Annotated in this window: 22 protein-coding genes; 12 read left to right on the forward strand and 10 right to left on the reverse strand. The window is 44.5% G+C overall.

Annotated elements, in window-relative coordinates; translation table 11 throughout:
- Window positions 1-358: 358 nt before the first annotated feature.
- Window positions 359-1,555 carry a potassium/proton antiporter gene (locus ACVFI8_RS11435; protein ID WP_457871399.1) on the forward strand — a complete coding sequence of 399 codons (1,197 nt, stop codon included), beginning with the start codon at window positions 359-361 and terminating at the stop codon, window positions 1,553-1,555.
- Here ACVFI8_RS11435 and ACVFI8_RS11440 read toward each other — a convergent pair.
- Window positions 1,552-2,487 carry a LysR family transcriptional regulator gene (locus ACVFI8_RS11440; RefSeq protein WP_248713358.1) on the reverse strand — a complete coding sequence of 312 codons (936 nt, stop codon included), beginning with the start codon at window positions 2,485-2,487 and terminating at the stop codon, window positions 1,552-1,554. The two genes, ACVFI8_RS11435 and ACVFI8_RS11440, sit on opposite strands and share 4 nt — an antisense overlap.
- A gap of 94 nt (window positions 2,488-2,581) precedes the next feature.
- On the opposite strand from ACVFI8_RS11440, the gene ACVFI8_RS11445 reads away from it, so the two are divergent.
- The 4 genes from ACVFI8_RS11445 (at window position 2,582) to ACVFI8_RS11460 (ending at window position 7,532) form a co-directional block, all read left to right on the forward strand.
- Entirely contained in the window at window positions 2,582-3,754 is a 1,173-nt protein-coding gene (locus ACVFI8_RS11445) for a multidrug effflux MFS transporter (protein ID WP_248713357.1), read from the forward strand.
- Window positions 3,755-3,975: 221 nt separating this feature from the next.
- Window positions 3,976-5,007: an ABC transporter substrate-binding protein gene (locus tag ACVFI8_RS11450; protein WP_457871400.1), complete on the forward strand. Its 1,032-nt coding sequence runs from the start codon at window positions 3,976-3,978 to the stop codon at window positions 5,005-5,007.
- Between the two features lie 5 nt (window positions 5,008-5,012).
- Window positions 5,013-6,839: a sensor domain-containing diguanylate cyclase gene (locus tag ACVFI8_RS11455; RefSeq protein ID WP_457871401.1), complete on the forward strand. Its 1,827-nt coding sequence runs from the start codon at window positions 5,013-5,015 to the stop codon at window positions 6,837-6,839.
- Window positions 6,840-7,037: 198 nt separating this feature from the next.
- Window positions 7,038-7,532, forward strand: a complete 495-nt coding sequence (locus tag ACVFI8_RS11460; RefSeq protein ID WP_457871402.1) for a hypothetical protein — start codon at window positions 7,038-7,040, stop codon at window positions 7,530-7,532.
- Between the two features lie 8 nt (window positions 7,533-7,540).
- On the opposite strand, the gene ACVFI8_RS11465 is transcribed toward ACVFI8_RS11460, so the two are convergent.
- The 6 genes from ACVFI8_RS11465 to ACVFI8_RS11490 are packed head-to-tail and all read right to left on the reverse strand — an operon-like array spanning window position 7,541 to window position 12,574.
- Complete coding sequence (locus ACVFI8_RS11465; RefSeq protein ID WP_248713353.1) at window positions 7,541-7,942, reverse strand: hypothetical protein; 402 nt, start codon at window positions 7,940-7,942, stop codon at window positions 7,541-7,543.
- On the reverse strand, window positions 7,935-8,369 hold the full coding sequence (locus ACVFI8_RS11470) for a YHS domain-containing (seleno)protein (RefSeq protein WP_248713352.1): 435 nt from the start codon (window positions 8,367-8,369) through the stop codon (window positions 7,935-7,937). Before ACVFI8_RS11470 ends, ACVFI8_RS11465 begins: the two co-directional genes overlap by 8 nt.
- A complete protein-coding gene (locus tag ACVFI8_RS11475; protein ID WP_457871403.1) occupies window positions 8,366-9,157 on the reverse strand; it encodes an NRDE family protein in 792 nt (263 codons plus the stop codon). Before ACVFI8_RS11475 ends, ACVFI8_RS11470 begins: the two co-directional genes overlap by 4 nt.
- 1 nt (window position 9,158) lies before the next feature.
- The gene (locus ACVFI8_RS11480; RefSeq protein ID WP_457871404.1) at window positions 9,159-9,671 is read right to left on the reverse strand and encodes a hypothetical protein; all 513 of its coding nucleotides are present in this window, start codon (window positions 9,669-9,671) and stop codon (window positions 9,159-9,161) included.
- Window positions 9,655-11,436 carry a lysophospholipid acyltransferase family protein gene (locus ACVFI8_RS11485; RefSeq protein ID WP_248713349.1) on the reverse strand — a complete coding sequence of 594 codons (1,782 nt, stop codon included), beginning with the start codon at window positions 11,434-11,436 and terminating at the stop codon, window positions 9,655-9,657. Before ACVFI8_RS11485 ends, ACVFI8_RS11480 begins: the two co-directional genes overlap by 17 nt.
- Before the next feature lie 10 nt (window positions 11,437-11,446).
- Window positions 11,447-12,574 (reverse strand): ATP-grasp domain-containing protein, encoded by a 1,128-nt coding sequence (locus tag ACVFI8_RS11490; RefSeq protein WP_248713348.1) that lies wholly within the window; start codon window positions 12,572-12,574, stop codon window positions 11,447-11,449.
- 182 nt (window positions 12,575-12,756) lie between these two features.
- On the opposite strand from ACVFI8_RS11490, the gene ACVFI8_RS11495 reads away from it, so the two are divergent.
- The 7 genes from ACVFI8_RS11495 (at window position 12,757) to ACVFI8_RS11525 (ending at window position 19,787) form a co-directional block, all read left to right on the forward strand.
- The gene (locus tag ACVFI8_RS11495; RefSeq protein WP_457871405.1) at window positions 12,757-14,187 is read left to right on the forward strand and encodes an ATP-binding cassette domain-containing protein; all 1,431 of its coding nucleotides are present in this window, start codon (window positions 12,757-12,759) and stop codon (window positions 14,185-14,187) included.
- A gap of 335 nt (window positions 14,188-14,522) precedes the next feature.
- Window positions 14,523-15,245 (forward strand): outer membrane beta-barrel protein, encoded by a 723-nt coding sequence (locus ACVFI8_RS11500; RefSeq protein ID WP_248713346.1) that lies wholly within the window; start codon window positions 14,523-14,525, stop codon window positions 15,243-15,245.
- Window positions 15,246-15,468: 223 nt separating this feature from the next.
- The gene (locus ACVFI8_RS11505; RefSeq protein WP_457873825.1) at window positions 15,469-15,837 is read left to right on the forward strand and encodes a DUF805 domain-containing protein; all 369 of its coding nucleotides are present in this window, start codon (window positions 15,469-15,471) and stop codon (window positions 15,835-15,837) included.
- Window positions 15,838-15,853: 16 nt separating this feature from the next.
- The gene (locus tag ACVFI8_RS11510) at window positions 15,854-16,660 is read left to right on the forward strand and encodes a CLCA_X family protein (protein WP_248713345.1); all 807 of its coding nucleotides are present in this window, start codon (window positions 15,854-15,856) and stop codon (window positions 16,658-16,660) included.
- Window positions 16,661-16,721: 61 nt separating this feature from the next.
- Window positions 16,722-16,904 (forward strand): hypothetical protein, encoded by a 183-nt coding sequence (locus ACVFI8_RS11515; protein ID WP_248713344.1) that lies wholly within the window; start codon window positions 16,722-16,724, stop codon window positions 16,902-16,904.
- A 142-nt stretch (window positions 16,905-17,046) separates the two neighbouring features.
- On the forward strand, window positions 17,047-18,084 hold the full coding sequence (locus ACVFI8_RS11520; RefSeq protein ID WP_248713343.1) for an extracellular solute-binding protein: 1,038 nt from the start codon (window positions 17,047-17,049) through the stop codon (window positions 18,082-18,084).
- Entirely contained in the window at window positions 18,081-19,787 is a 1,707-nt protein-coding gene (locus ACVFI8_RS11525; protein ID WP_457871406.1) for a diguanylate cyclase domain-containing protein, read from the forward strand. Before ACVFI8_RS11520 ends, ACVFI8_RS11525 begins: the two co-directional genes overlap by 4 nt.
- Window positions 19,788-19,836: 49 nt before the next feature.
- Here ACVFI8_RS11525 and ACVFI8_RS11530 read toward each other — a convergent pair whose 3' ends face one another.
- The 3 genes from ACVFI8_RS11530 to ACVFI8_RS11540 form a co-directional block, all read right to left on the reverse strand.
- On the reverse strand, window positions 19,837-19,995 hold the full coding sequence (locus ACVFI8_RS11530; protein WP_248713341.1) for a hypothetical protein: 159 nt from the start codon (window positions 19,993-19,995) through the stop codon (window positions 19,837-19,839).
- A 363-nt stretch (window positions 19,996-20,358) separates the two neighbouring features.
- A complete protein-coding gene (locus tag ACVFI8_RS11535) occupies window positions 20,359-21,399 on the reverse strand; it encodes a polysaccharide lyase family 7 protein (RefSeq protein ID WP_248713340.1) in 1,041 nt (346 codons plus the stop codon).
- Window positions 21,400-21,677: 278 nt separating this feature from the next.
- On the reverse strand, window positions 21,678-22,856 hold the full coding sequence (locus ACVFI8_RS11540; RefSeq protein ID WP_371923094.1) for a sugar ABC transporter permease: 1,179 nt from the start codon (window positions 22,854-22,856) through the stop codon (window positions 21,678-21,680).
- Between the last annotated feature and the right edge of the window lies 1 nt (window position 22,857).

Raw genomic sequence — 22,857 nt, forward strand, 5'->3', positions numbered from 1 at the left:
TTCAGCAATTTTTTTTGTGCAGAAGAGAAAAACATGGTGAGCCAGTGAATATTTACCATAAGTGGCTAAAATTGCGTGGCGATTCTAGCCTTTATTATTGGCCGAAAAAGCACCTAAACCCAAATCTTGTGGTGTCGCTCAACGACTGAGGAATATACCTATCAGTGTTACGGATCTGGCGGGTGTAGTAAGCCAAGCCGGTAGGTGTGTAGTTAGGTGATGTTTTAACAGAGCGCTAAAGAACGGGCTAACAGTTAACGCCGGGGAGTGACAAATACGCTTAAACTTAAATTGCTTAAGGACCAAAATTCAACATCTTAGCTATGCTATTATGGCTTAAACATCTTTTGGAGTTGCTATGCCCTATCAATTGATATTACTTGGCCTTGCGGGGCTTATTGCCGTCGGCATTCTATTACATCACCCTTCACGTACCCTGGGCATCCCTTCGTTACTGATTTTTATGGGCGTGGGCCTTACGGTGGGTAATGGCGAGTTCAATTTTGTGTATGACAATTTGCAGGTCTCTTCTCTGGTGGGTTCTTTCGCTTTAAACATTATTGTTTTTGTCGGAGGCATTAATACGCCGATTAATAGCATTAAAGTGGCCTATAAAGAGGGCGGAGTGTTGTCTTCTTTTGGCGTGGTATTCACTTCACTGATTTTTGCCGTGATTTTCTATGCTTTATTTGATTATGACTTTATCTATTGTTTGTTATTTGCGGCAGTGATTTCGTCAACCGATGCCGCAGCGGTATTCTCTATTCTTGAATCTAAAAAACTAAAACTAAAAGAAAGCACCGACACCGTTTTAGAATTTGAATCGGCTACCAATGACCCGGTCGCTTTAATTATGGTCGTCATACTAACTGGCTTGTCGTTAGCTCCCGATAGCGGTGTTTCGGTGATGCAAATAAGCCAAACCTTAGGCATACAGGTACTAGCGGGCGTTGGTATTGGTTATGTTATGGGCAAATTATGTGTGCTGGCCCTACGGCGCATCAGTTTGCAAGAGTATGGTTTGATTCCAGTGTTTGTGTTGGCGTGCTTCATATTAGCCACCTATGGCAGTGAATTTGCTGGGGGAAATATTCTAATCGCTTCATACGTAGCGGGCGTGGTGATTGGCAATGGGCTTAAACGCGGTAAAGAAGTTAATAAGCACTTCTTTAATAGCATTTCATGGTTAGCTCAATCGGTGATGTTTATTATTTTGGGGCTGCAAATTTTCCCTCAACAACTACTCGAAGTGGTTTGGCTAGCCTTGATACCCAGCGCATTATTGATGTTAGTCGCTAGGCCATTGGCTGTGCAGTTGTGTTATTTGCCGTTTCGCCAAGCGTCTTGGAAAAAACGCCTATTTATCTCCTCTATCGGTTTGAAGGGGGCAACACCTATCGTGTTTGCTTTGATCCCCGCCGCCGCTGGAGTAGAAGGCTCTTTAGAGATGTTGCATATGGTGTTTTTTGTGGTGCTGTATTCGGTGTTGATACAAGGCGCTGCTATCGAGCCCTTAGCTAAAAAACTTAAACTAAATCAAGATGAAAGTACTTAAGTGGTTTGCTGGCAATGTTCAATAATGAGCTGGCGCAACCAGCGGTGAGCATGGTCTTGTTCTAGGTGCTGAGGCCATGCCAATAAGTAACTAAAGGGCTCCATTTTTACCGGTAAGGGCAGGATCTCCAGCTGATGAGTGCCGCTCACTACATTGGCAAAACTGCGGGTACAGGTGAACACTAAGTCGCTTGATTGACAGAGTAGGGCTGCGGCAAAAAAGTCTGCGGTTAAGCTGCTGTTTTCTATATGTAGCCCTTGCTCGGCTAACACTTTATGTAATAACCAATGCGGGCCAACCTCGCATTCACAATTGACATGGGCTTGCTCTAAATAAGCGGATAAGTCCCATGGTTGCTGTAAGGCTGGGTGGTTGTTCCTGACTAAACAAACGTGATCTTCTTTGTACAATTCAATGGTCTGTAGCTGGCTAGGTACTTGTTTACTTTGATACTCTCGAGGCGCACGCTGGTCATTGTCACGCGCTAAAATGGCTAAATCGAATGTTCCCTTTATTAGGCCTTCAATGCTTTTATTATCTAAACGATGGGTATCTAATTTAAGGCCTGGTGCTTGTTGCATCAGTTTGCCAAAAAAACGCGGTAACAAGGTGGCAAAGCTGGTTTCATTTAAACAGCAGTTAAAGTTACGCTGGCTGGTATTGGGGTCAAAGCCCTCAGCTTCAATGATTTGATTGGCGTTTTGTAACCATTGCCGGAGTTTAGGCTCTAAGTTACGCACTCGTGGTGTTGGGCTTAACCCCCCTGCATGCCTCACAAATAGCGGGTCATTAAGTTGTAGGCGAAGCTTAGCCAACTGTTTGCTAACGGCTGATTGGCTTAGGAATAGTTTATCAGCAGCACGAGAGACACTTTGCTCTTCGAGCAAGGTGAGTAAAACCGGCAGTAAATTTAAGTCATATTGCTGAGACATAATATTCCTATTGGGACTTAGGCTGAATCCAAATCATCATTACCATTCATAATACAGCGGTTTTACAATACGCGCCCAGATTTAGGAGTTGTGAATGCGTTTGTCTAATCCTTTACCCTTGTTTATGTTGATGGTGCTGTTTTCGCCCCTAGCTATCGATATCTTTTTACCCGCTATTCCGCAAATGGCGGCGTCTTTTCAAGTGCCTGTCGCATGGATAACTCAAACTATTCCGGTGTTTTTATTTGCGTTTGGTATTGGCCAGCTACTTGTTGGGCCGCTGGCTGACCTATACGGGCGCCGACCTGTAGCCTTGTTGGGGGCGGTGATTTATGTTGTGACCTCGGCCATAGCGGCGCTGGCTGCTAGCTATGAGGTATTGATGTTAGCGCGCTTAGGCCAAGGTATTGCTGCCAGTTGTTTGTCAGTTGCAGCTTTTGCTGGGGTGCGTGATCACTTTGGCACTGAACGCTCTAAAAGCATCTTTAGTTACCTTAATGGGGTGATATGCATCGTGCCTGCCTTAGCTCCGCTGCTAGGAGGCGTATTGACCCACTGGTGGTCTTGGTCGGCTAACTTTTGGTTTATGGTTGGTTTTGCAGTGGTGGTGTTATTGGCCATGCTGGTGATGCTAAAAGAAACCAAACCTCAAGATAGTCAGTTTAGTGGGCGTTTATACTCTTTGAGCCGCTACGGTAGCGTTTTGAAGGTGAGTAGTTTTCGCTTCTATTCACTATTAGTGATGTTAGGCATGGCCATGATCATTGCCTATGTTTCGCAATCTCCTGGCCGGCTAATGGTGGATATGCAACTGTCCAGTGGCGATTATGCCTTGTGGTTTGGCGCCAATGCCTTGATTAATATTATTGCCGCATTTTTAGCCCCTCAAGCGATTAAATGCTTGGGACAAACAGTTGGTTTGTGGTTAGGGGCTTGCTTAATGGGGGCATCGGCGGTGGCCTTAATCTTGGCACAAGAGATATTGCATCCACTGGCCTTTATGGCGCCGGTATTTGTCTCTAGCATTGGCTTCTGCTTTCTCATTGCGGTTGGCACTGGCAGCGCATTATCCCCTTTCGGTGATAAAGCTGGGACCGCATCGGCATTGCTGGGGTTTGTGCAAATGACCGGTTCAGCCTGTTTAGTGGGGGCTTTTGGGGTGAGCGGCTTAACCATAAGCGAGCAATTAGCCGCCCTGATGGCACTGCCATTTCTATTGATGGCGCTATCTCTAGTTAACCCAAAGTTAAATGAGAAACTGGCTTAATTAGAGCACCTTGACACTGTGGTATAGACAGTTTTTTGCGGCGTGCAGCCAGCCATCATCGCTTGAATTTGTAATGCTATTTCCCGAATAAGCGCCAATTGGCGCTTTTTTTATGATTAATTGACGTTCATTGGCCTGTTGGTGTAACTAAACAGGCTAAATTTGTAGGGTGGTTTATAGTTTTATATAAGCAATTACTTGTACCTATGGGTGAATAGACCTTGAGAAGAATATTACTGAGCTTGATGTTTTTTGGCTGGTCGCTAGCTTGGGCACAGCCTTCAGTGGTGTTTTTAAATCCCGGTAAAGCTGATGAGAGCTTTTGGTCTGATGTGGATCTCTATGCTGAAGCAGCGGCTAAACGTTTAGGCATTCGGCTACGCACGTTTCACTCACAACGTAATCATTACTCAATGATTAAGCACTTAGAGGAAATGATCAACCAACAGCGTTTGCCTGATTATGTCATGCTAGTAAATGAGAAAAATGCCTTACCACGAATGCTCACTTTGTTAGAGGGCTTGCCGGTGTATGTGGTGGTGCTGCTAAATGATCTTGATTTACAGCAGCAACAATTACGTAGCCAAAACCCGCATTGGCAGAAGTACTTGTTGAGTTGCTTAGTACCCAATAATTATTGGATAGGCCAACAAACTGCCAAAGAAATGTATAACAAAGCAGGAGCCCAGCCTGGGCAAGTAGTATTGATTTCAGGTAATAAAGCCACCCCTGCATCAATAGAGCGAGAAGCTGGCGCTGTGGGGTTCTTCCAGCAACAGGCTAACCTTCAAGTAAAACAAATCGTTTATGGGCAATGGGAAGAGTTGCGTAGCTATCAACAAACGCGTGTATTGTTAAAGCGTTATCCTCAGCTCAAATATCTGTGGACGGCTAACGATCATATGGCATTTGGCAGTTTAGCGGCGATTCAAGAGGCTGGACTAGAACCAGGAAAAGACATTTATGTTGGGACAGTGAATACCTCAGAGCAAGCGCTTAGCTTGCTTGAGAAAGGCGATATCAGTGCTTTGGGTGGCGGACATTTTATTGCTGCAGGGTGGGGGCTTTCGCTGATCTATCATCATGCTGCGGGGCGCTCACTCCCAAGTAAAATTAATGCCCCGATGTTCCAATTATTACAAGTGAATACGCCGTTCTATCAGCAGCTAAAATCCAAGGACTGGAGTAATATCCCTTTTGACAGCTTGTTGCAAAGTCATCAACTTGGTTCTGAACATCAGGTAGTGCGATAACCTCTATGGAAAAAAACGCATTTAGGTTGCGCGGGCCCATCGGTAAACGTTTAGTGGTATTAATTATTGGTACCAGCACCCTGTTTGCCTTGTTATCGGTAGCAGCGCAGCTGGCGTTTAACTATTATGCCGCGGTGAAGCAAACCGAAGCTAATTTGAGCAAGTACAGTCAAGCCAACAAACCGGCTATTGAGCAGGCAATTTGGGATGTGGATTATGCCTTGTTAGATGACCTTTTGCTGGGTTTTTCAAAGCAGCAATATGTGGCAACGGTTAATCTACAAACCGATGATGGTATCACCATGAAGTTGGGCAAGGCTGATATTAGCCAACAGTTTCATGTATACCCCTTAGTTTACCAACTACAGCATCTTGGACAACTTAGCGTAGGCTTAGATTTGTCTTTAGTGAAGCAAGATATCGCAGAGCAACTATTGGTGATTCTGTTAACTAATGGCTTGAAAACTTTTTTGATGAGCCTAATTATTTTGTTGTTGGTAGGAAGAATTGTCACGAGTGACTTACGGCGTCTGGCCGAGGTAGCCGACCAAATTTTCACTGAACAACAACAGCTGGTACAGCTCCCCAGTAAACTGCTGCAACGTAAAGATGAAATTGGCTTGGTGGCTAGTTCAATGCAGCAATTACAACAGCGATTACAGCGTGGCCTTGATGCTAGGTTAGAAGCCGAGCAGCAATTACATCAACACCGTCAAGCGCTTGAAGAAACCATTGATCAACGTACCGCGGTATTGAATTGGCAAAATGAAGCGAGTCAGCAATTATCAGAGTTATCGCTATCTTTTCTGAGTTTAAAATCGACCAATGCGAAAACACTGCTACAGCAAACCACGGCGGTTATTGGTCGTCTATTTGCAGTGGATCGAGTCGATATAATTGAGTTTGAGCGTCAGCAAGCCATTGGCAAAGTGAGCTGGAGTGCGGCTGGGCACGCCAGAGCGACTAAACCGATCAACTTAAGTCGCTTAGACGAATTAAAGCATCGTTTAATCGACCTATCACCGACTCTGGTCAGTGATCTCAGCGAGCTTAAATATCAGGCCCCGAAAGAGTATCAATTACTAAAGAGCCGTGGGGTAAAATCCTTGGCTACTTTTCCGTTAAGCGATGGTAATAAAGCCTTTGGCTTATTAACCTGTACTAGTTTAAATAGTTGTTCTATTTGGCCGAATTATAAAATCATTTTGTTGAGTCAATTTGCTGCCGCTATCAGTGGACTCATCATTAAAGACAAAAATGACTCAGCCATGGCCCATTTGCAAAATGAGCTATTGCAAGTGAATGAACGCTTACAAGTGTTAGCTGAAACGGATGAACTAACCGGCTTGGTTAATCGACGCCCGTTTAAAAGGGAGCTTAATCGGGCGATCGCGAGTGCTCGGAGGCACGGTTCGAAAATCGCGGTGATGATGGCTGACATTGATTACTTCAAAGCTTATAACGATCATTATGGCCACCCTCAGGGTGACGAAGCCTTAAAACAGGTCGCTCATGCCTTGGTGTCAGTGGTTAAGCGCAGCGAAGACTGCGTGGCTCGAGTCGGCGGTGAAGAGTTTGCTTTGTTGTTATGTAATGTAGACGCCCATGAGTTACCACTAATGGCTGAACGGATCGTTAAGCAAGTCGCCAATTTACAGTTAGAACATAAGGGCTCTCTAGTAGGCTCAGTACTCACCATCAGCTTAGGCGGAGTATTGGTTGACCCTAAAGACGTAATTGAATCTGCCAGCCTATTAGAGCTGGCGGACAACTGCCTGTATAAAGCCAAGCATCAAGGGCGTAATCGCGCAGTACTTGATGTAGACAGCTAAGCTTTACTGCTAACATTTATCTAAACCCTAATGGTGGGGCTTGCGGTGATTGTCTCTGTCGCTGCTTTTTTGTCGATTGCCTTCAAGCAAACTGTTCAAGAGCGATTGCTTTAAGCATGATCTGAGTGGGTTTTTATCAGTACTATTTACATTATAGTTTATAGTAAGCTTAGTGAGAACGGTGTTTGAGGGTGAGTCATGACACATATCAAGTCGCTCAAATATGCCATTAATATTTTTGTTTGTTGTGCCTTCTTGGCTTTTCTCGCCACAGCCTTAGGGGGGGGCTTTGCTGAGCAAAACTTGCTGCATCGAATATGGATATTTCCGTTACGCTTTGAGCTCGCCCTAGTGGTATTGTTTTTAAGTTTACTGGCCGCTTATTCTCTGCTTTATAGCAGCCTGCATGGTCGTTTATTATTAACGGTCATCGCCTTTGTGCATATTCTGAATATGATATTAACCACTAGTGTCGCCGAGTCATCGGTCACCGCCCTGTTAAGTGCGATGAGTATGATCTCTCTCGGTGGATTGTTATACCTGGCTTGGACTAACCCTCAGGAAGAAAAAGTAAAACGCCTACGCCTCTATCAGAGACAAAGGCGTAGGGCGAAAGAGGAGCAAGACAAGCTAGATTATGCCTACCTTCAAACGGTACAACATCCAGACAGTAAAACTAACAAACGCGAGTAAGACATGGGTTAAGTGCTGGCTGGCTTGGCTTCTAATTGAAAGCAATAAGTCCATAAATACACACTACCAATGGCTAGGCCGGGTAACATCGCTTCAATTAAGTCAGGGGTCTGTTGCCAAGTATGTAAGGTGACCGGAATAAACAACATCACTAACCAGCTGACCGCCATAGCCAAGCAGCGAACGGCTTGGCTATACCCCCAGTGTTGCAAGACCGATTTAGCGATAAAGCTAATTAACCAAGTAGAGCCAAAAGCATAACTGCCCTGAACAATGCCGGCTTTAAATGCGATATTGCTGCCATATTCACTATTTACAAAAGCCGCCCAAGCGCCGTAAAGTAGCGCCGCTAACAACGCTATTTGCCAAGGACTTAGCTGATTAACCAGTTTTTGATAGTGTTTAATCATTGAGTACTTTAGGCCAGTTTTTGTCAGCTTTTTCTATGTAGCTATCACGCTCAGCTTGCCATTTTTGTTGCACACTGGCGTTGTAATTAAGATAGAGCTTGCCATTTAGGACGGTAAATTGCTCAGGCTCGATACTCGCCGTTTTACCTTTAGCGACGGCGTAGGCGCAGTAGCCACCATACTGCGGGGCATACTGTTCAGGATCGGCTTTAAACAGCGCCAAATTGTGAGCACTACTAAATCGCCAAGTGGCGCCTTGCCATTGATATTCAAATTGTTCACTGCCTTCTATGGGCTTATTATCAGTGAAATAAGCCACACTGTCGTAACCTTTAATGGCAAGGTTATTAAACCAAGGGGTGTAAATGGGATCGGCGGCAAAACTATAGCCAGATACAAACAGTAATACTAAAAGCAGTTTTTTCATGATGATACCTCATCGATTAAAGCGGGATTAATCAGTTGAAACAGATGCTGTTGTTTGCTTAGCGATGCTAGCGAAGCCGTCTGTTGTGGTTGGTGTAGCTGTTCTCGCCAAGCCTGTAAACTTTGTTCTGGGTAGTAGTCAAATTGGCTAGTATTGGCTCCTAGCAGCACTTGGCAAATACTTTTGCTGTGGGCATCGTGGCGGTCCATTAACACCGAGTGTTGGCGATTTTTCTGGCATTGTTGCAGGTGAATCTTTTGTAATACAGACGCCGCACTGGCAGACAGAGTATGCTGTAACCACTGGTCAAAACGTTGCTTGCGGCTTGATAATACTTGCTCAGTATTGATCGCTGACGAGCTGAATTGGAAGGCGCTTTGGTCTAAGTTCGTCAGGGTTAATTGTTGGCCGTTCCAGCTGAAATGCTGGCTGATAGTTGCTGCGATAAACACCAAATCAAAAGGGTTATAAAGCTGATAGTCTTGAGCGGCTAGATGCTGGCTTACTGAGATGGCCGAACCATAGGCTAATGCCTGGGGTATTATCTGTCCGCGAGTGGGAGCTTCGCTACGCTGAGGATCTTGATAACGGTTGAGCAGCGCCAGTACCACTCCATGATTATTGATGCCGAACCAGCTGCCACCTGCTTGGCCGTCGACCGGATAAAGTTGCTGCTGCTTACCCTGGTGTTGGCGCTTAATGCCTGCTTCGTGACGGCTTCGCGCTTCATCGCGATTCATGGTGATTACAGTATGGTCTGTAAGACGAAGAACACTGAGTGTGCACATGCTAAGTCCCTTGGTGGCGGAGGTAACTTGCAGTGCTAGGGGCAATGCCCACGCTGTCGCTTACTGGTAAGCTTAACTCTTTAGCGACTAGCTTTGCGTAAGCGACATGGTGCACCGTGTGATTAATTAAGTAGCAAAGTTCACGGCTTAAGCTGCTATCAAATTGCATGCTGTATTGCTGCTTTAAAGACACTTCAGATTCAACCGTAACGGCACGTTCGATGATGGCTGATGCTGGGTGCAATATCCAAGCAGATAGCTGTTCAATCAGTTGGAGTGCAAGGCTTGGATTATTTTCAATGTCGCTATCACGATGGCGAGTATTGTAATCAATGTTGCCTTGCTCCAAACCGAGTTGTAGCGCGAGAAAGTGATCTAAAATGTGGCGAACATGACGACCAATACCTGATTCACTGTGTAATGATGGCTGGTTATAGAGTGTTTCATCACTTGCTTCCACCAATTGTTGCACTTGTTGTAGTGCTTCTACGGTCGCCTCACGCAGCTGCTTCATTGTTTCTCCATTTGTTCAAAAATCGTTGACTACCTGTTTGACCGAGGTAACGACGCAAATATTTCTCAGGTGTCTTTCTTAGATCAACAATAATCAATCCATCTAATGACTGATTAAAGCTGTTATTCACCGAAAAGCAGACAAAACGGCCATTTAAGGCTAAGTAATGGCGCAGCAAAATAGGAATGGTTTTACCGGGCTCACATTGGCCAACTAGTTTGTTTAAAATGGCGATATTGCTCAGAGAAGCCAGCACCTTACTGGTCCATACTTTGCCTTTCACCTTAAGAGGCACCATTGGTTTTACATCGTTTAAGTAACGTTGCTCGGCACGAAAGGCTGAAATCATAGAGTCTGAGATGAAGGCTTGTGCCAGCTCAGAATGTTCTTGGGAAATACTGACACAGCCAAATAGTGTGTGATATTGCGGATGTTTCGCCACGTAGTGGCCAATACCTTGCCACAATAAGTCGAGGGCGCGCGGGTGTCGCTGGTATTTAGGTACCACAAATGAACGGCCCATCTCTAAACAATCGCCCATGCGTTTTAAATAGTTGTGGTCAAAGTCATACAAAGAACGGCTATACAGAGCATTAATACCATGTTGAGCAACGATTTCGTTGGCGTGCCCCAAGCGATAACCCCCCACTAAGCAATGACTATCGTTATCCCATACAAATAAGTGTAGGTAATTGGGGTCAAACTGGTCGCTATCGATGTTGTTGCCAGTGCCTTCACCGGCAGCCCTAAAAGTCACCTCTCGCGCTAAGGCTATCTCGTCCATGATTGGTCCAAGGCGCGAGTAGGGAGCACAATAAACGCTAAAATTACGGTGTGTGACCAGCATACAATCTTCTAGATTGTCGAGTTGCTTGCGTAAGTCTTGGCGGCCATTAGGTAAACACTCCACAAGGTGTAAAGGAGGATGTTTGGCCACGGTTGTAGTTGTTTGGCTGATAGGTAAACTGAGTAAATCAGTAGCGACACGCAGGTAGTCAGTGACAGCCTGCTGATCACTGAGGTCTTGATAGTCTTTGGCTTTAATTAATTCGCCCACTTGCATCGTGAATTCGCGACCACGTTTATTGACCAGTTCGCGAGGGAGTAAAGCGGTGCGTAAGCGACGATGAATTAAGCCCGAAAGATAAAATAAGGTGGAGTTACGGCCGCTAACAAAGCAGGGTAATATCTGAGCTTGATAACGTTTGGCCAAACGCCCGACCAAATTGTTCCATTCGCGGTCTTCTATTTGGCGATTTCCAGTGTTAATCGCCGATACCATACCCGCGGGATAAATCATTAAAGCGCCACCTTTGGAGAGGTGCTGACAAGACAGTCGAATTCCACGGGCATTCTTTTTGGCTGCCTGCTCAGAGAGTACATCTACGCCGATAAATAAATCCTTAAACTCGGGAATGTTAGCCAGTAATTCATTGGTAAGCACTTTCAGGTCGGGGCGAACTTGCAATAAGAGTTCGCTCATTGCTACACCTTCTAGTCCGCCCAGAGGGTGGTTAGCCACAATCAACAGTGGTCCTTGTTCTGGTATTTCCTTGAGGGCTTCCGGATTGTTGGCCAGAAAAGAAAAATCTAAGCTGCGCATGGTATAGCGCAAAAAATTTAAGGCGGTTTTACCATCATCAGTGTAGTGAGGACGGTCATCATAGATTTGCGCGAGTTTCGCAAGGCCAAGCGCTGTTTCAATGATTCGTGCTAGCCATTGCGGGCGCATGCTTAGCCTAAAAGGGTTATTTTTATTCTGCATGGATGATTCCTTAATCCGTTTCGGGATAATAGGCGGTTAGCTCGCGCTCGTGTTTCCAGCGGACCAGTAACTCTTTAAGCTTGGGTGGTTGGTAACCTCGTTTACGGTTAGCAGCGCCCAGCTCAAACAGGGTTTTATATTGAAAGAGTAAAGAACGCATCGCTTCGCTGAAGGGCGTTTTCCTATCCCATATATGTAAAGACTCTGAACTCGCGCTGTTTATTTCCACAATCTCTAAATCTTTACCCTGTTGAAGGTGCTCGATATCGGCAAATTTAATGTCCATTCGCCCATAATAAAATTCCGGTAAGTCAGCCATCATTTTATTGATGGCGGCGTTCAGTTCAGGGGTAATTAATTGATTGGCATCCCTGAAAATGGCCCCGCGACAATGGCTGGCTGAAAATACTAATTTGTAGGGCTTGCCTTGCTCGATTATCTCCTCCAACTTGTCTTGGTGACGGCTTAAATAGAGGTGCTGTAAGTCACTGGCGCGCGGGTCGGATTGAATTAGTTGTTTAAGGCTAGATTGCCCATCACCCACCACATAAGGGGTGTATTTTAAGGCAAGAGAGATAATTTCCCCGGCTGGCTGATCGGGGTGGCGTACAAAAAATACGCCGGCTTCTGCTTCATAGCTGGCCAGTTTTTGCAGCAGCATAGCCGAATTCATAGGGTAACTGTCTAAGCAATCTTGCAGTTGCTGGCGATTGTGAAGTAGTTTTACTCCTGCGCCTCTGCAGCCAATGTCAGGCTTACCGACTAAAGGAAACTGTAGCCCGCGTTGTTGCATTATTTGTAGTAAATCTTCCACTTGGCGCGCTAAAGGCGCGCCACTACGATTAACTTTTAGCCACGGTAGTACAGCCTTATCACAACTGCCGGTGGCTTGTATTAACAACTCACTTTTCCCTACTCCAACCATACCCGCCAGCGGTAATTTGGGGTTGGCTAACAGAGGCAGGGTAAGAGAGCGGTGGCGTACACTAAGCACTAACCATTGCAGCACTACCGGAATATACACCGCCCAAGTGGGCCAAAATTCAAAGAAAGAAGTGGTTTTACCATTCATATCCAGCGCGGGCATTCCTGGTGATACGTAAGGAGATGATGGCTTACTATTTAAGGGTTCAGTCACGGTGTCGCACTTCCTGTTGCATTTATCTTTCCTATCAGACCTGTGAATTAGGATAAATCATTCAAACGTCGTTAGATTTAGTCTAGTTCAGCGTAAGGGTTTACCAATTACGGTGTATTAATGCTTTAGTCTAGGCGAAGATAGTGACTAATATATGTAAGACTTTGGGATGGCGGTACTTAATGATTATTGACGATTTACGCTTAGTCGCCGGTGAGCGACAACTTAGCATTAAGCACTGGGAGTTGGCACATGGCCAACATTGGGCCATTTTTGGCCATAGTGGTAGTGGTAAGTCGCTACTTGGGGCGTGGCTAAGCGGTGATTTAAATGCCGAACAAGGCCGCTATAGTGGTCGCCCTGAACGAGTCGGGTTGGTCTCGTTAGAGCAGCAACAAGCCTTACTAGCGCAAGAATTAGCAGAAGATGATAGTGACTTTACCGATCAGGTTGATGTTGGCCACAGTGTCGCCGAGCTATTATCCCGTAAGGGTCGTAACACTCAGCACATAGCGAATGTTGTTCAGCAGTGTGATTTAACAAGCTTGATGACTCGAGGTTTTCGCTTATTGTCTACCGGTGAAACGCGTCGTTTAATGCTTGCTTTAGCTTTGTTAGACGAGCCTCAGTTATTAATTCTCGACGAGCCATTCGCTGGTTTAGATCTGACCCATCAACAGCAATTACTGATCTTACTAGAGCAACTAGCTAAACGTTGTCAATTAGTCATAATTACGTCGCGAGATGAGGAATTACCTTCGGTTATTAGTCATGTAGCAGTATTAGATGAGCAGGGTTTGAGTCAACAATTAACTACAGAGCAATGGTTGACTCACCCAGAGAGACAAAGCCTCGAACAACAAGCAAGCAGACAATCAAGCGCTATTATAGACGCTCTTCGACACCATCAACAGCCAGATTTACCCCAAGTGCTGTTTTCTATTCAGCAAGGTAAAGTCACCTATGCTGGTGTGCCGATCTTTAGCAATTTAAATTGGCGTATTGCGCCGGGGCAACATTGGCAAATTAGAGGCCCGAACGGTTGTGGAAAAAGCACATTACTAAACCTTATTTTTGGTGACCATCCGCAGTGTTACAGCAATCAAATTGAAGTGTTGGGTTACCAACGTGGCACAGGGGAGAGTATTTGGGATATAAAGCAGCACATCGGCATGGTGTCTGCTGGCTTACATCTCCAATATCGGGTTAATTGCAGTGCTTTAGAGGTTGTATTGTCGGGCTTGTTTGACTCCATCGGTGTCTATCAAAAACCGAGTGAATTAGAGATAGAAAAAGCGCGTTTATGGCTGCAGTTATTTGGTATGGGTCATCTAGAAAAACATTATTTTAAGTCCTTATCTTATGGGCAGCAGCGCCTATTGATTATTGCTAGAGCCTTAGTTAAAGCCCCCACACTATTGCTATTAGACGAACCTTGCCAGGGTTTAGATTTTCTACATCGTAGAACCGTACTAAATGCACTTGAGTTAGTGGCCAAACATAACTTGAGCCATTTGGTTTATGTTACCCATCATCTGGATGATTGCTTACCTAGTATTCAGCATTATGTTGATTTTATAGACGGTAATGTTTTATTGAGCCAAGCACTTTAAATAGTCGCTAGTTAATTCCCTATTGTTTATGAAGTTACATAGGCTCAGTGTGGTTTCATCAACTTCGCTTTGTTGAAGATAACTATCTCATTTAGTGAAACAATACTTTTCATTTACCTTACTTACTCACATTTGAGCTACATGGAACAATGAATCTCTTGGTTGATGATGAATCAAGCAAACGCGGGTTATTGTTGAAGTGAATAGAGTAGCTAATGCTTATTCATCACCGCTCCCGTTTGCCACTTGTTCATCATCCTCAAGGTTTTTCAACAATTCCAATGTCGCTGTGAGTCTTATTTGCAGCGCGAATAAATAATAAGGTAAATAATATAATGAAAAAGTCTTTAGTGGCCCTAACTGTGTCAGCTTCTTTTTTATCGACTGCAGTTTTCGCTGGTATGGATTCAGCTTACATCGAATATAGTACTGATGATGTATTCGAAATGGGTGTGGCCCTTGAAATTCATGAGAATGCTACTTTAGCTATTATGGGCGATAGTGAAGGTTGGGCTGCCTTGGCCTATGAGGTCGACGTCGCAATTGACGCTAACAAATATATGACATTTATGGCCGAGTATGGTCAATTTTCATCACCAGTAAACGATGATTATGAAGTGGATCTTTCAGATGATAACTACTTGTTAGTTGAAGCTCACTTAACAATGAATGTGAACGATGACTTTTCGCTTAGCGCGGGTCTAGGTTGGGAGCAAGGCAAGGGGCAGCAAGTCGATGTAGCTGGTAATGTGGCGGATTCTAGCGACTTCACGAATGGAAAAATTATGTTAGGGGCAGCTTATACTTTTGGCAATACGGGTTGGCAGCTAACATACGATTATACTCATCATAATCTAGATGATGATGGTATTTACGCGGGTACAGAATTAGATTATTCAGGTCGAGCCAATGAGCATGAAGTTATCTTCAGTTATCATCATCAAAGTGGTTGGACACCTTACGTGAAAGTTAATCATATGAATCCAAATGGTGGTTCATACGCAGGAATAAGTGACTCAGATACCGTTGGTTGGTTAGGCTTGGGTTACCGCTTCTAAATAAGCTATTTTTCTTTAGAGCCTGATGGACTAGGCTTTAACGTTTTTCTATGTTTTTGTTGTTTACTCACTGACGTTTCTCTAAATATTTACATTCTACCCTTCGTTTCATTCCCTCACTGCTATTTTTCTTCGTGTATTAAATAATCCACGTATAATATCAAGCCTAGGCTTAGTGAAACCTCCCAATGATGCTATTGCAAATTTTATATGGAGCAAAATGATGAATTGGTATTTTGGTGTACTAAAACAATACATGGTGTTTAGCGGGCGTGCTAGGCGCAAAGAGTATTGGATGTTTGTATTAATTAACAGTGTGTTTGGTGTGGTATTTAGCTGGATTGACACTGTCAGCGGAACGGTTAATCCTCAACTAGGTTTAGGTTTGTTGGGGGGGATATATGCGCTGGCCGTGTTATTGCCCTCAATGGGAGTTGCTATAAGAAGGCTGCACGACACCGACCGCAGTGGCTGGTGGCTGTTTATCTTACTATTGCCAATCATTGGTGTACTGACCTTGTTGTTTTTCTTTTGTTCAGACAGCCAATCTGAGGCTAATCAGTTTGGGCCTAATCCCAAAGTAAACACGTAGTTAACCTTGCTATAAAATGCCGGACAATCATGAGTCTATAGGCCTATATCGCGACTACTATCGGCGCGGCCCTGATTATCGTCATGGTGATGCGGTGGATTTTGCCGATATAAAACACACCTTTGGTTTTGAAGGTTTAGCCGTAGGGGCTTGGGTGACTACAGCAGAGAAACCACGCGCGGCGAGCCTTATTTTTGATGCCTTAGCTGATTTGGCTTTTCTATTGAATTTGCCTCCGTATGCTTTGGGGCTGCGAGGCAGCTTACGTTTAGCCTTTGGCACCGGTGGCCAGCAAAATGTTCAAGCCCACTATGCTCCGGCGAGTCGTACCCTTGCCTTAGCTAAACATGCAGGGGCTGGCGCCTTAGCCCATGAGTGGTGGCACGCCTTTGACCATTATATGGCAAACAAGTTATTTACCGATGCCGCGCAACGCAATGAGTTTGCTTCAACTCGGTGGTTAGCCAACGACGCACAACATCAACATCTGCTTAATCTTCGACTAGATCGTTTATTTGCGGCGGTATTACTTAGCCCCGATGGACAAAACCTCAATGCTTTCGTGAGTCGTTCAGTGACGCTGGATAAACAATTGCGTCGTCGTTATTTTAGTTTGCCCACAGAAATGATGGCGCGCGCCTTTGAGGCGTGGATTCAAAGCCGAACAGACATTAAAAATAGTTACTTGGTTAGTGGCACCAAACAAACAGAATTGGCTAAAGCGGGCGCTTACCCTGAACCTGAGCATTTACGTCTTATTGGTGAGGCTGCACTTGCTTACTTCGAATTACTTGGCCAAGCTTTGCAATCTAAAGGAGATTGAGTACTTACGATTGATTATTTGAACTAAACTAAATAAGTCGGTTATGTACTAAGGAATGATAATGGAAGATCATAATAATCAAGCGGTTACTATTGTGGATATCAAATTGCCATTTTGGTCTATGGTAGTGTTTATGGTGAAAGCTGCTATTGCGTCGATCCCTGCCTTTATTATTTTATCCATCATTGGCAGTCTAGTATTTGGTATATTGGGTGGGGTAATGCGAGGCGTTGGTCATTACTAATAGCCACCTTTTTGTGGAAGTTAAGTTTAAACGTACGTTTAACTTTTAATTCACAATTGCTTTGATAAACGTATACTGAATAGCGGTATATAAGAGTGTGGATGATAGATTTACAAGGACTTAGAACTTCAGGAAACAAGGAATGTTACGATTTTTATCTGTGTTGCTACTTGGCTATATCACTAGTTGGCACGTTTGGGCTGAAACCGTTGATTTGCGGGTATTGGCTTGGCCTGGTTACGCCGACGCTGATGTAGTGGCCGAATTCGAACAGCGTTATCAAGTAAGTGTTAAGGTGAGTTACATAACCAGCGATGATGACATGTGGCTGCGTATGGCCCATGAAAACGGTGCGAATTACGATGTATTTGCGGTAAATACTGCTGAGTTGCAACGCTATATTGATGCAGGCTTGGCCCTGTCTTTAGACCTTGAAAATATCCCTAATTTAGCTAACCAACTGCCCCGATTTAGAACCATAAAAGCTATTCCTGGAGCGACTAGAGGTAATGCGGTATACGCCGTTCCTTACACTTATTCAGAAATGGGCCTGATTTATAACAAAGATTTTTTCTCCGAACCCCCGCAATCATGGAAGGTTCTTTGGGACCCTAAGTACCAAGCAAAAATTTTGGCTTACAATGGCAGCGCCCATAATTATTCCTTGGCGGCTATGGCTTTGGGTTTCGATCATCCTTTTCAACTTACCGCCGCTCAGTTTCAGCAAAGCACGCAACATTTGCTTGCCTTACGTCGCAATGTGCTCACTTTTTATCGCTCTCCTGAAGAAGCCTTGGATTATTTTAATCAGGAATCGGTGGCCTTAGTATTTGCCAACTATGGTGCACAGCAATTGAAAAAACTAGAGGACGCGGGTGCTAATATAGGTTATGTGATCCCTGAAGAGGGGGCGCTAGCTTGGCTTGACTGTTGGGTGTTATCGAGTGGTTTACAAAATCGAGAGTTGGCTCACCAATGGATCAATTTCACGCTTGAAAAATCAGTGAGCCAATTGCTGACCGAACGACAAGGCCTAGCAAATACTATCGTTCAAGATCAACGCAGTGTGGCTGAGGATAAAATTATTTGGTTGGAACAGGTAGAAGACCAGCCGCAACGTAGTCATTTTTGGCAAAACATCATCAGTGGAAACACTCTGCAAATGATGGAACTACCATGAGCAGGTTTATCTCTCTGCGCTTTGGCCTTTGGTTTGCTATGTTTGGTATTTTGGCTTCCATTGTTACTGCCACCGTCAGTTATCATGAAAGTCGCGGTTTATTAGCAGAAAGCGCCGAACGCGAATTAGCAACAACAACTCAAATATTAACCCGTGGATTTATTCGAACCATCGATGAAATAGTAAAGGATACCTTGTTCTTGAGTGCTATCCCGCAAACAACTCGATATTCTAAAGATACCCGTCAACAGCTAAGCGACATTTTTAAACAAAAGCTGCGACTTAACCCTTCGTATTTTCAAATTCGCTTTATTAGTGCGGCAGACTTTGGAAAAGAACTGGTTAGAGTTGACCGGCTTCGTGATGGTTTAGTGGCCATTGAAGACAGTTTATTAGAAGAAAAATCTCACTACCCTTACGTATTTCGAACACTGCGTTTACCTGCAGGAGATGTCTATCTTTCTGCTATTGATATTCATACCGAGCAGGGGGTAGAGCTTGGCCTACACCAACCCACCCTGAAAGTTGCCGCGCCTGTGCATATTGACGGCCAAACTATCGGCTTAATTGTCATCAATGTTGGTTTAGAAAATTTATTTAGCCAGTTGCAAGCCGATTTGCCCGAGGGTGTAGAAATATACTTAGCAAATCAACAGGGAGATTATTTGGTGAATCCTAACCCTGATAAACAATTTGGTTTTCACTTTGGCCATCGCTATTTGATTCAACATGACTTTCCGAGAATGGAAAGTATGTTCGATAATTACCAAGCCCTAACTTACGTATTAGATTCTTCAACTGATATTCGCTATCAGCGAGCCGTGTCGTTTACGCCTCTATTCTATGGGCCGCCCGCGAGTCAACGGTTAGCGGTAATGGGTTTAGCCAGTCCCTTGCCTACCTTAGGCGCGATTATTGATTCCTTAGCGGGTTCGATGATTAAGGTGAGTTTAGCCTTGAGTTTACTAGGCCTACTTACCTCATTGTTATTTGCTAGGGTATTATCACGACCGATTCGCAATATGGTCTCGGTAGTGCAAGCATACAGGGCTGGAGAAATACCTGTGACTAAGCTTTTACCTAGTCAGCGTAGCGATGAGATCGGCCTGTTAGCTAATACCTTTATCTCAATGTCACAACAAATAAACACTCAAATAGATGAATTAAAGAATAACGCGATACACCTTCGCTATATGGCAAGCCACGATAGTTTGACTGATTTGCCTAATCGCGGCTTATTTATCGAGCAGCTAAAATCTATGATACATCGAGCTCAGCGGCACAATACCACGCTTGCAGTGGTATTTATCGACTTAGATAATTTCAAGCAAATTAATGATAGTTTTGGTCATGATGTCGGGGATAGACTGTTGAAACAAGTGGCCAAAGTATTACACGACACGGTAAGGGCTGAAGACTGTGTTGCCCGTTTTGCCGGCGATGAATTTATGTTGGCCTTAGAGGGCATTAAAGAAGGCCAGGATGCCTCTGAAATAGCCAGCAAAGTGTTACGTCGTTTAGCGCAAGAAATTAACTTAGGGCCTCAACCTCAGCCGGTTCATGCGAGCATCGGTATTAGCTTATACCCAGTAGATGGGCAGGATCCTGAGGTATTGATACGCAATGCGGATGTTGCAATGTATAGAGCTAAAGCAAAAGGTCGAAATCAATACAGCTATTACGCTTTTGAAAAGTCCTTATAGATTGGTTCAGGCGACATAATCGAAGTGGCGCTGATAAATCCTTGTTGGCTCAGCCGCTGAAGCCACCTCCTTTCTGGTAACGTTGTTCTTCAGGGAGCATGCGCTGCAGTTGAAATGCCTTCAGCGGTGAAAAGCTGAATACCTGAGCCACATGGCTCATGCCTTTTTTAATACACCATTGCTGTAATTGGCAAATCTCTTGTTCCACTTCAGGTACCGCTAGTTCCTATTGTTCAGTAATACCATGTGTGCCCAGGGCTGGCGTAATGATTTACCGAGTTGTATGAAGTCACGACAAAAATTATGGCAGAGGGGGGCAAGGCCCTTGAGCGCTGGCTATTAATAGATTATCACGCAAATATAGTTGATAGTCACCGTGAGGAGTAGCGCTATGCATAGTCATCTGACTATCTTAGCTTCTCTTGGGCAGAGTTTATTGAGGTAATCGTTAAGCCTAGTTAATATTTTAATAAAAAAAGCCAGAACCTAGGTTCTGGCTTAGTAAGTTTTAGTGCATTGCTGACTCACCACGCGGGGCTTACATCGCGTATAGTAAGGCGACGAGCTTGGATTATTGGTTAAGCTCTAATTGATAGAAGCTAGCTTGAGTGTAATCACCTGCTTCCATTCCGCGCCATTCACAGTTTGAGCTACTCTTTTTGGTGTTACATTGATTATAAGCGCCAGCTTTAAAATACATCCAGTCCTGCCCATAACCTAAGTCAACGTCGTGCCCTTGATAGTTGCCCTTGGTAAGGTCAATATCATAGGTTTTACTTAATTCCTCAGCAGTACCTGGGTTTTTGATGAAGGTGAGGTGCATGATATCGCCTTTAACATTCACCTCATAAGCGAAGACTTCACCTAGCTTGATGCCATCTTTGGGGTCTGCAGCACCTTGGCGTAGATTGTGTTTACCAAAAACATCATGACGAATGTCTTTACGCAGTTTTTTACCATTTTCATCTTTGGCATTCTGCAGCTCTTTAGTCGGATTTAGCTCGTAGTTCCAACTTAATGAACCGTACTCATGCTCAGGCAGCTTTCGATAAGATATCTTTAAAGGTTCGTTTTTTGACCCATGAATTTGACCAATGACGACAGCATAAGCCCCATTTTTTTTAGGGTTGCCGCTGGTACTGACTTGGTCAACCGACAAGGTGGCTTTTAATTGACCGCCAATGGCACCATATTCTTTTGCCTCTGGGTGAGAAGCCACCACAAAGTTATTCTTCGGTTCACCATAATGCTCAGCCAGCATCGCGCGTAATTCGCTGCGGGTATTTTTACTGTTAGGTGTGGTAGGGGCTTCATTAGGTGACACGAATACTAAAGCACCGGTTTGTTCATTGGTATAGAACCACTCAGGGTGGATATACGGCGTTTTGGTGTCTGCTAAGCGATGCTTGTCGATTTCTAAGGCTTTACCTTTACGGGAGCCTTCTTTAGTGAGCTCAGGTAGGGTGATTTTCCAATTTGATAGATCAAAATTCTCTGCGGGTGCTGCCTTGGGGTCAAGCTTGGCGGTAAGATCTTGCATTGAAGGGCTTGTAGCGTAAGCGGAACCGGTTAATACACTGAAGGCTAGCAAGCTAAGGTGGATTTTTTTCATTCTATCTTTTCCTGAGTCTTAGTTAATGCAAATAAGTTACTATAGTATTGTATTACAAATTGTGATCTGCTTAGAAAAATAGATACTGTAGCTCATTAGTCAATGGTAGTGTGATAGAGCACACACTCTCGGTTGAGTAAGCAGTATTGGCGAAATGATATGTCTAAAAGTGGCTGTGGGGTGGGATTTACTAAGCGGGATCTGCAATTTCGGTGACATCGGTATCTATTGGCAACCCTTAAGGGTAAAGCAGCCTCAACCGCTTTACCCTTAAGCTTCTAGGCGCGTTTTTTACTGGCTACGTCCATCCATACTGCCAGTAGCAAGATGCTCCCTTTGATGATTGACTGCCAGTAGGTGGGAACATCCATCATGCTCATGCCATTGTCTAAACTGGCCATGATAAAGGCCCCTATTACTGCTCCAAACACCGTGCCTACGCCACCTGCTAAACTGGTGCCACCAATCACACAGGCTGCAATAGCATCTAACTCCGCGATGTTACCTGCAGAGGGGGAACCCGCTCCTAGGCGTGATGCTAAGATAAGGGCGGCAACACCCACTAGCAAGCCGTTAATCGCAAATACACTTAGCTTTGTTCGTTCAACATTGATACCCGATAAACGACTGGCTTCTAAGTTACCGCCGATGGCATAAATGCGCCGACCAAAAGCGGTTTTCTTCGCCATGAAAGCGGCGATAAACATCAATACCACCAGTAGTAATACCGGAGTGGGTACGCCACGGTAATCATTCAGTAGTAATACCGTGCCAAGCGCAAAGATAGCAATTAGACCAAACTTGAAAATATCGCCAGTCACCGGTGTATTACTTAGCTGATGAGAAGTGCGGTTCTTACGGAGTTTACCTTGCCAGGCAAAAAATACAGCCAAGGCTCCCACTGTTGTAATCATGGAAAACATATCAGGTAAGTAACTTTGACCAATGATCGACATCTCTGGAGTGGTGGGCGCTACGGTGCTGCCACCGGTAATCCCAATCAATATGCCTCTAAATGCCAATAAGCCCGCTAAGGTGACAATGAAAGAAGGCACCTTACGATAAGCTATCCACCAACCGTTCCATAGGCCTAATAAAAAGCCCGCTATCAAGGTAAGAACAATGGTTAATGGCAGTGGTAATTGCCACCAAACATCCATGATAGCCGCCGCTCCGCCTAATAAACCCATCATTGAGCCTACCGATAAATCAATTTCAGCGGAGATGATTACAAACACCATGCCAATCGCCAATATGCCTGTAATTGCGGTTTGGCGCAGTAAGTTAGATATATTACGCGGAGTGAGATAGCTACCGTCAGTGGCAAAGTAGAAAAACAGCATAATTACGGCAATTGCCGCAAACATAACTAATACCTGTAGCTTCATTTTTTTAATATTGTCCATCAGGCTTCCTTTGGTGGCAGTATTACTGATGGTGGTTTCTTGACTAGACATG

Source organism: Agarivorans sp. MS3-6 (assembly GCF_054112545.1).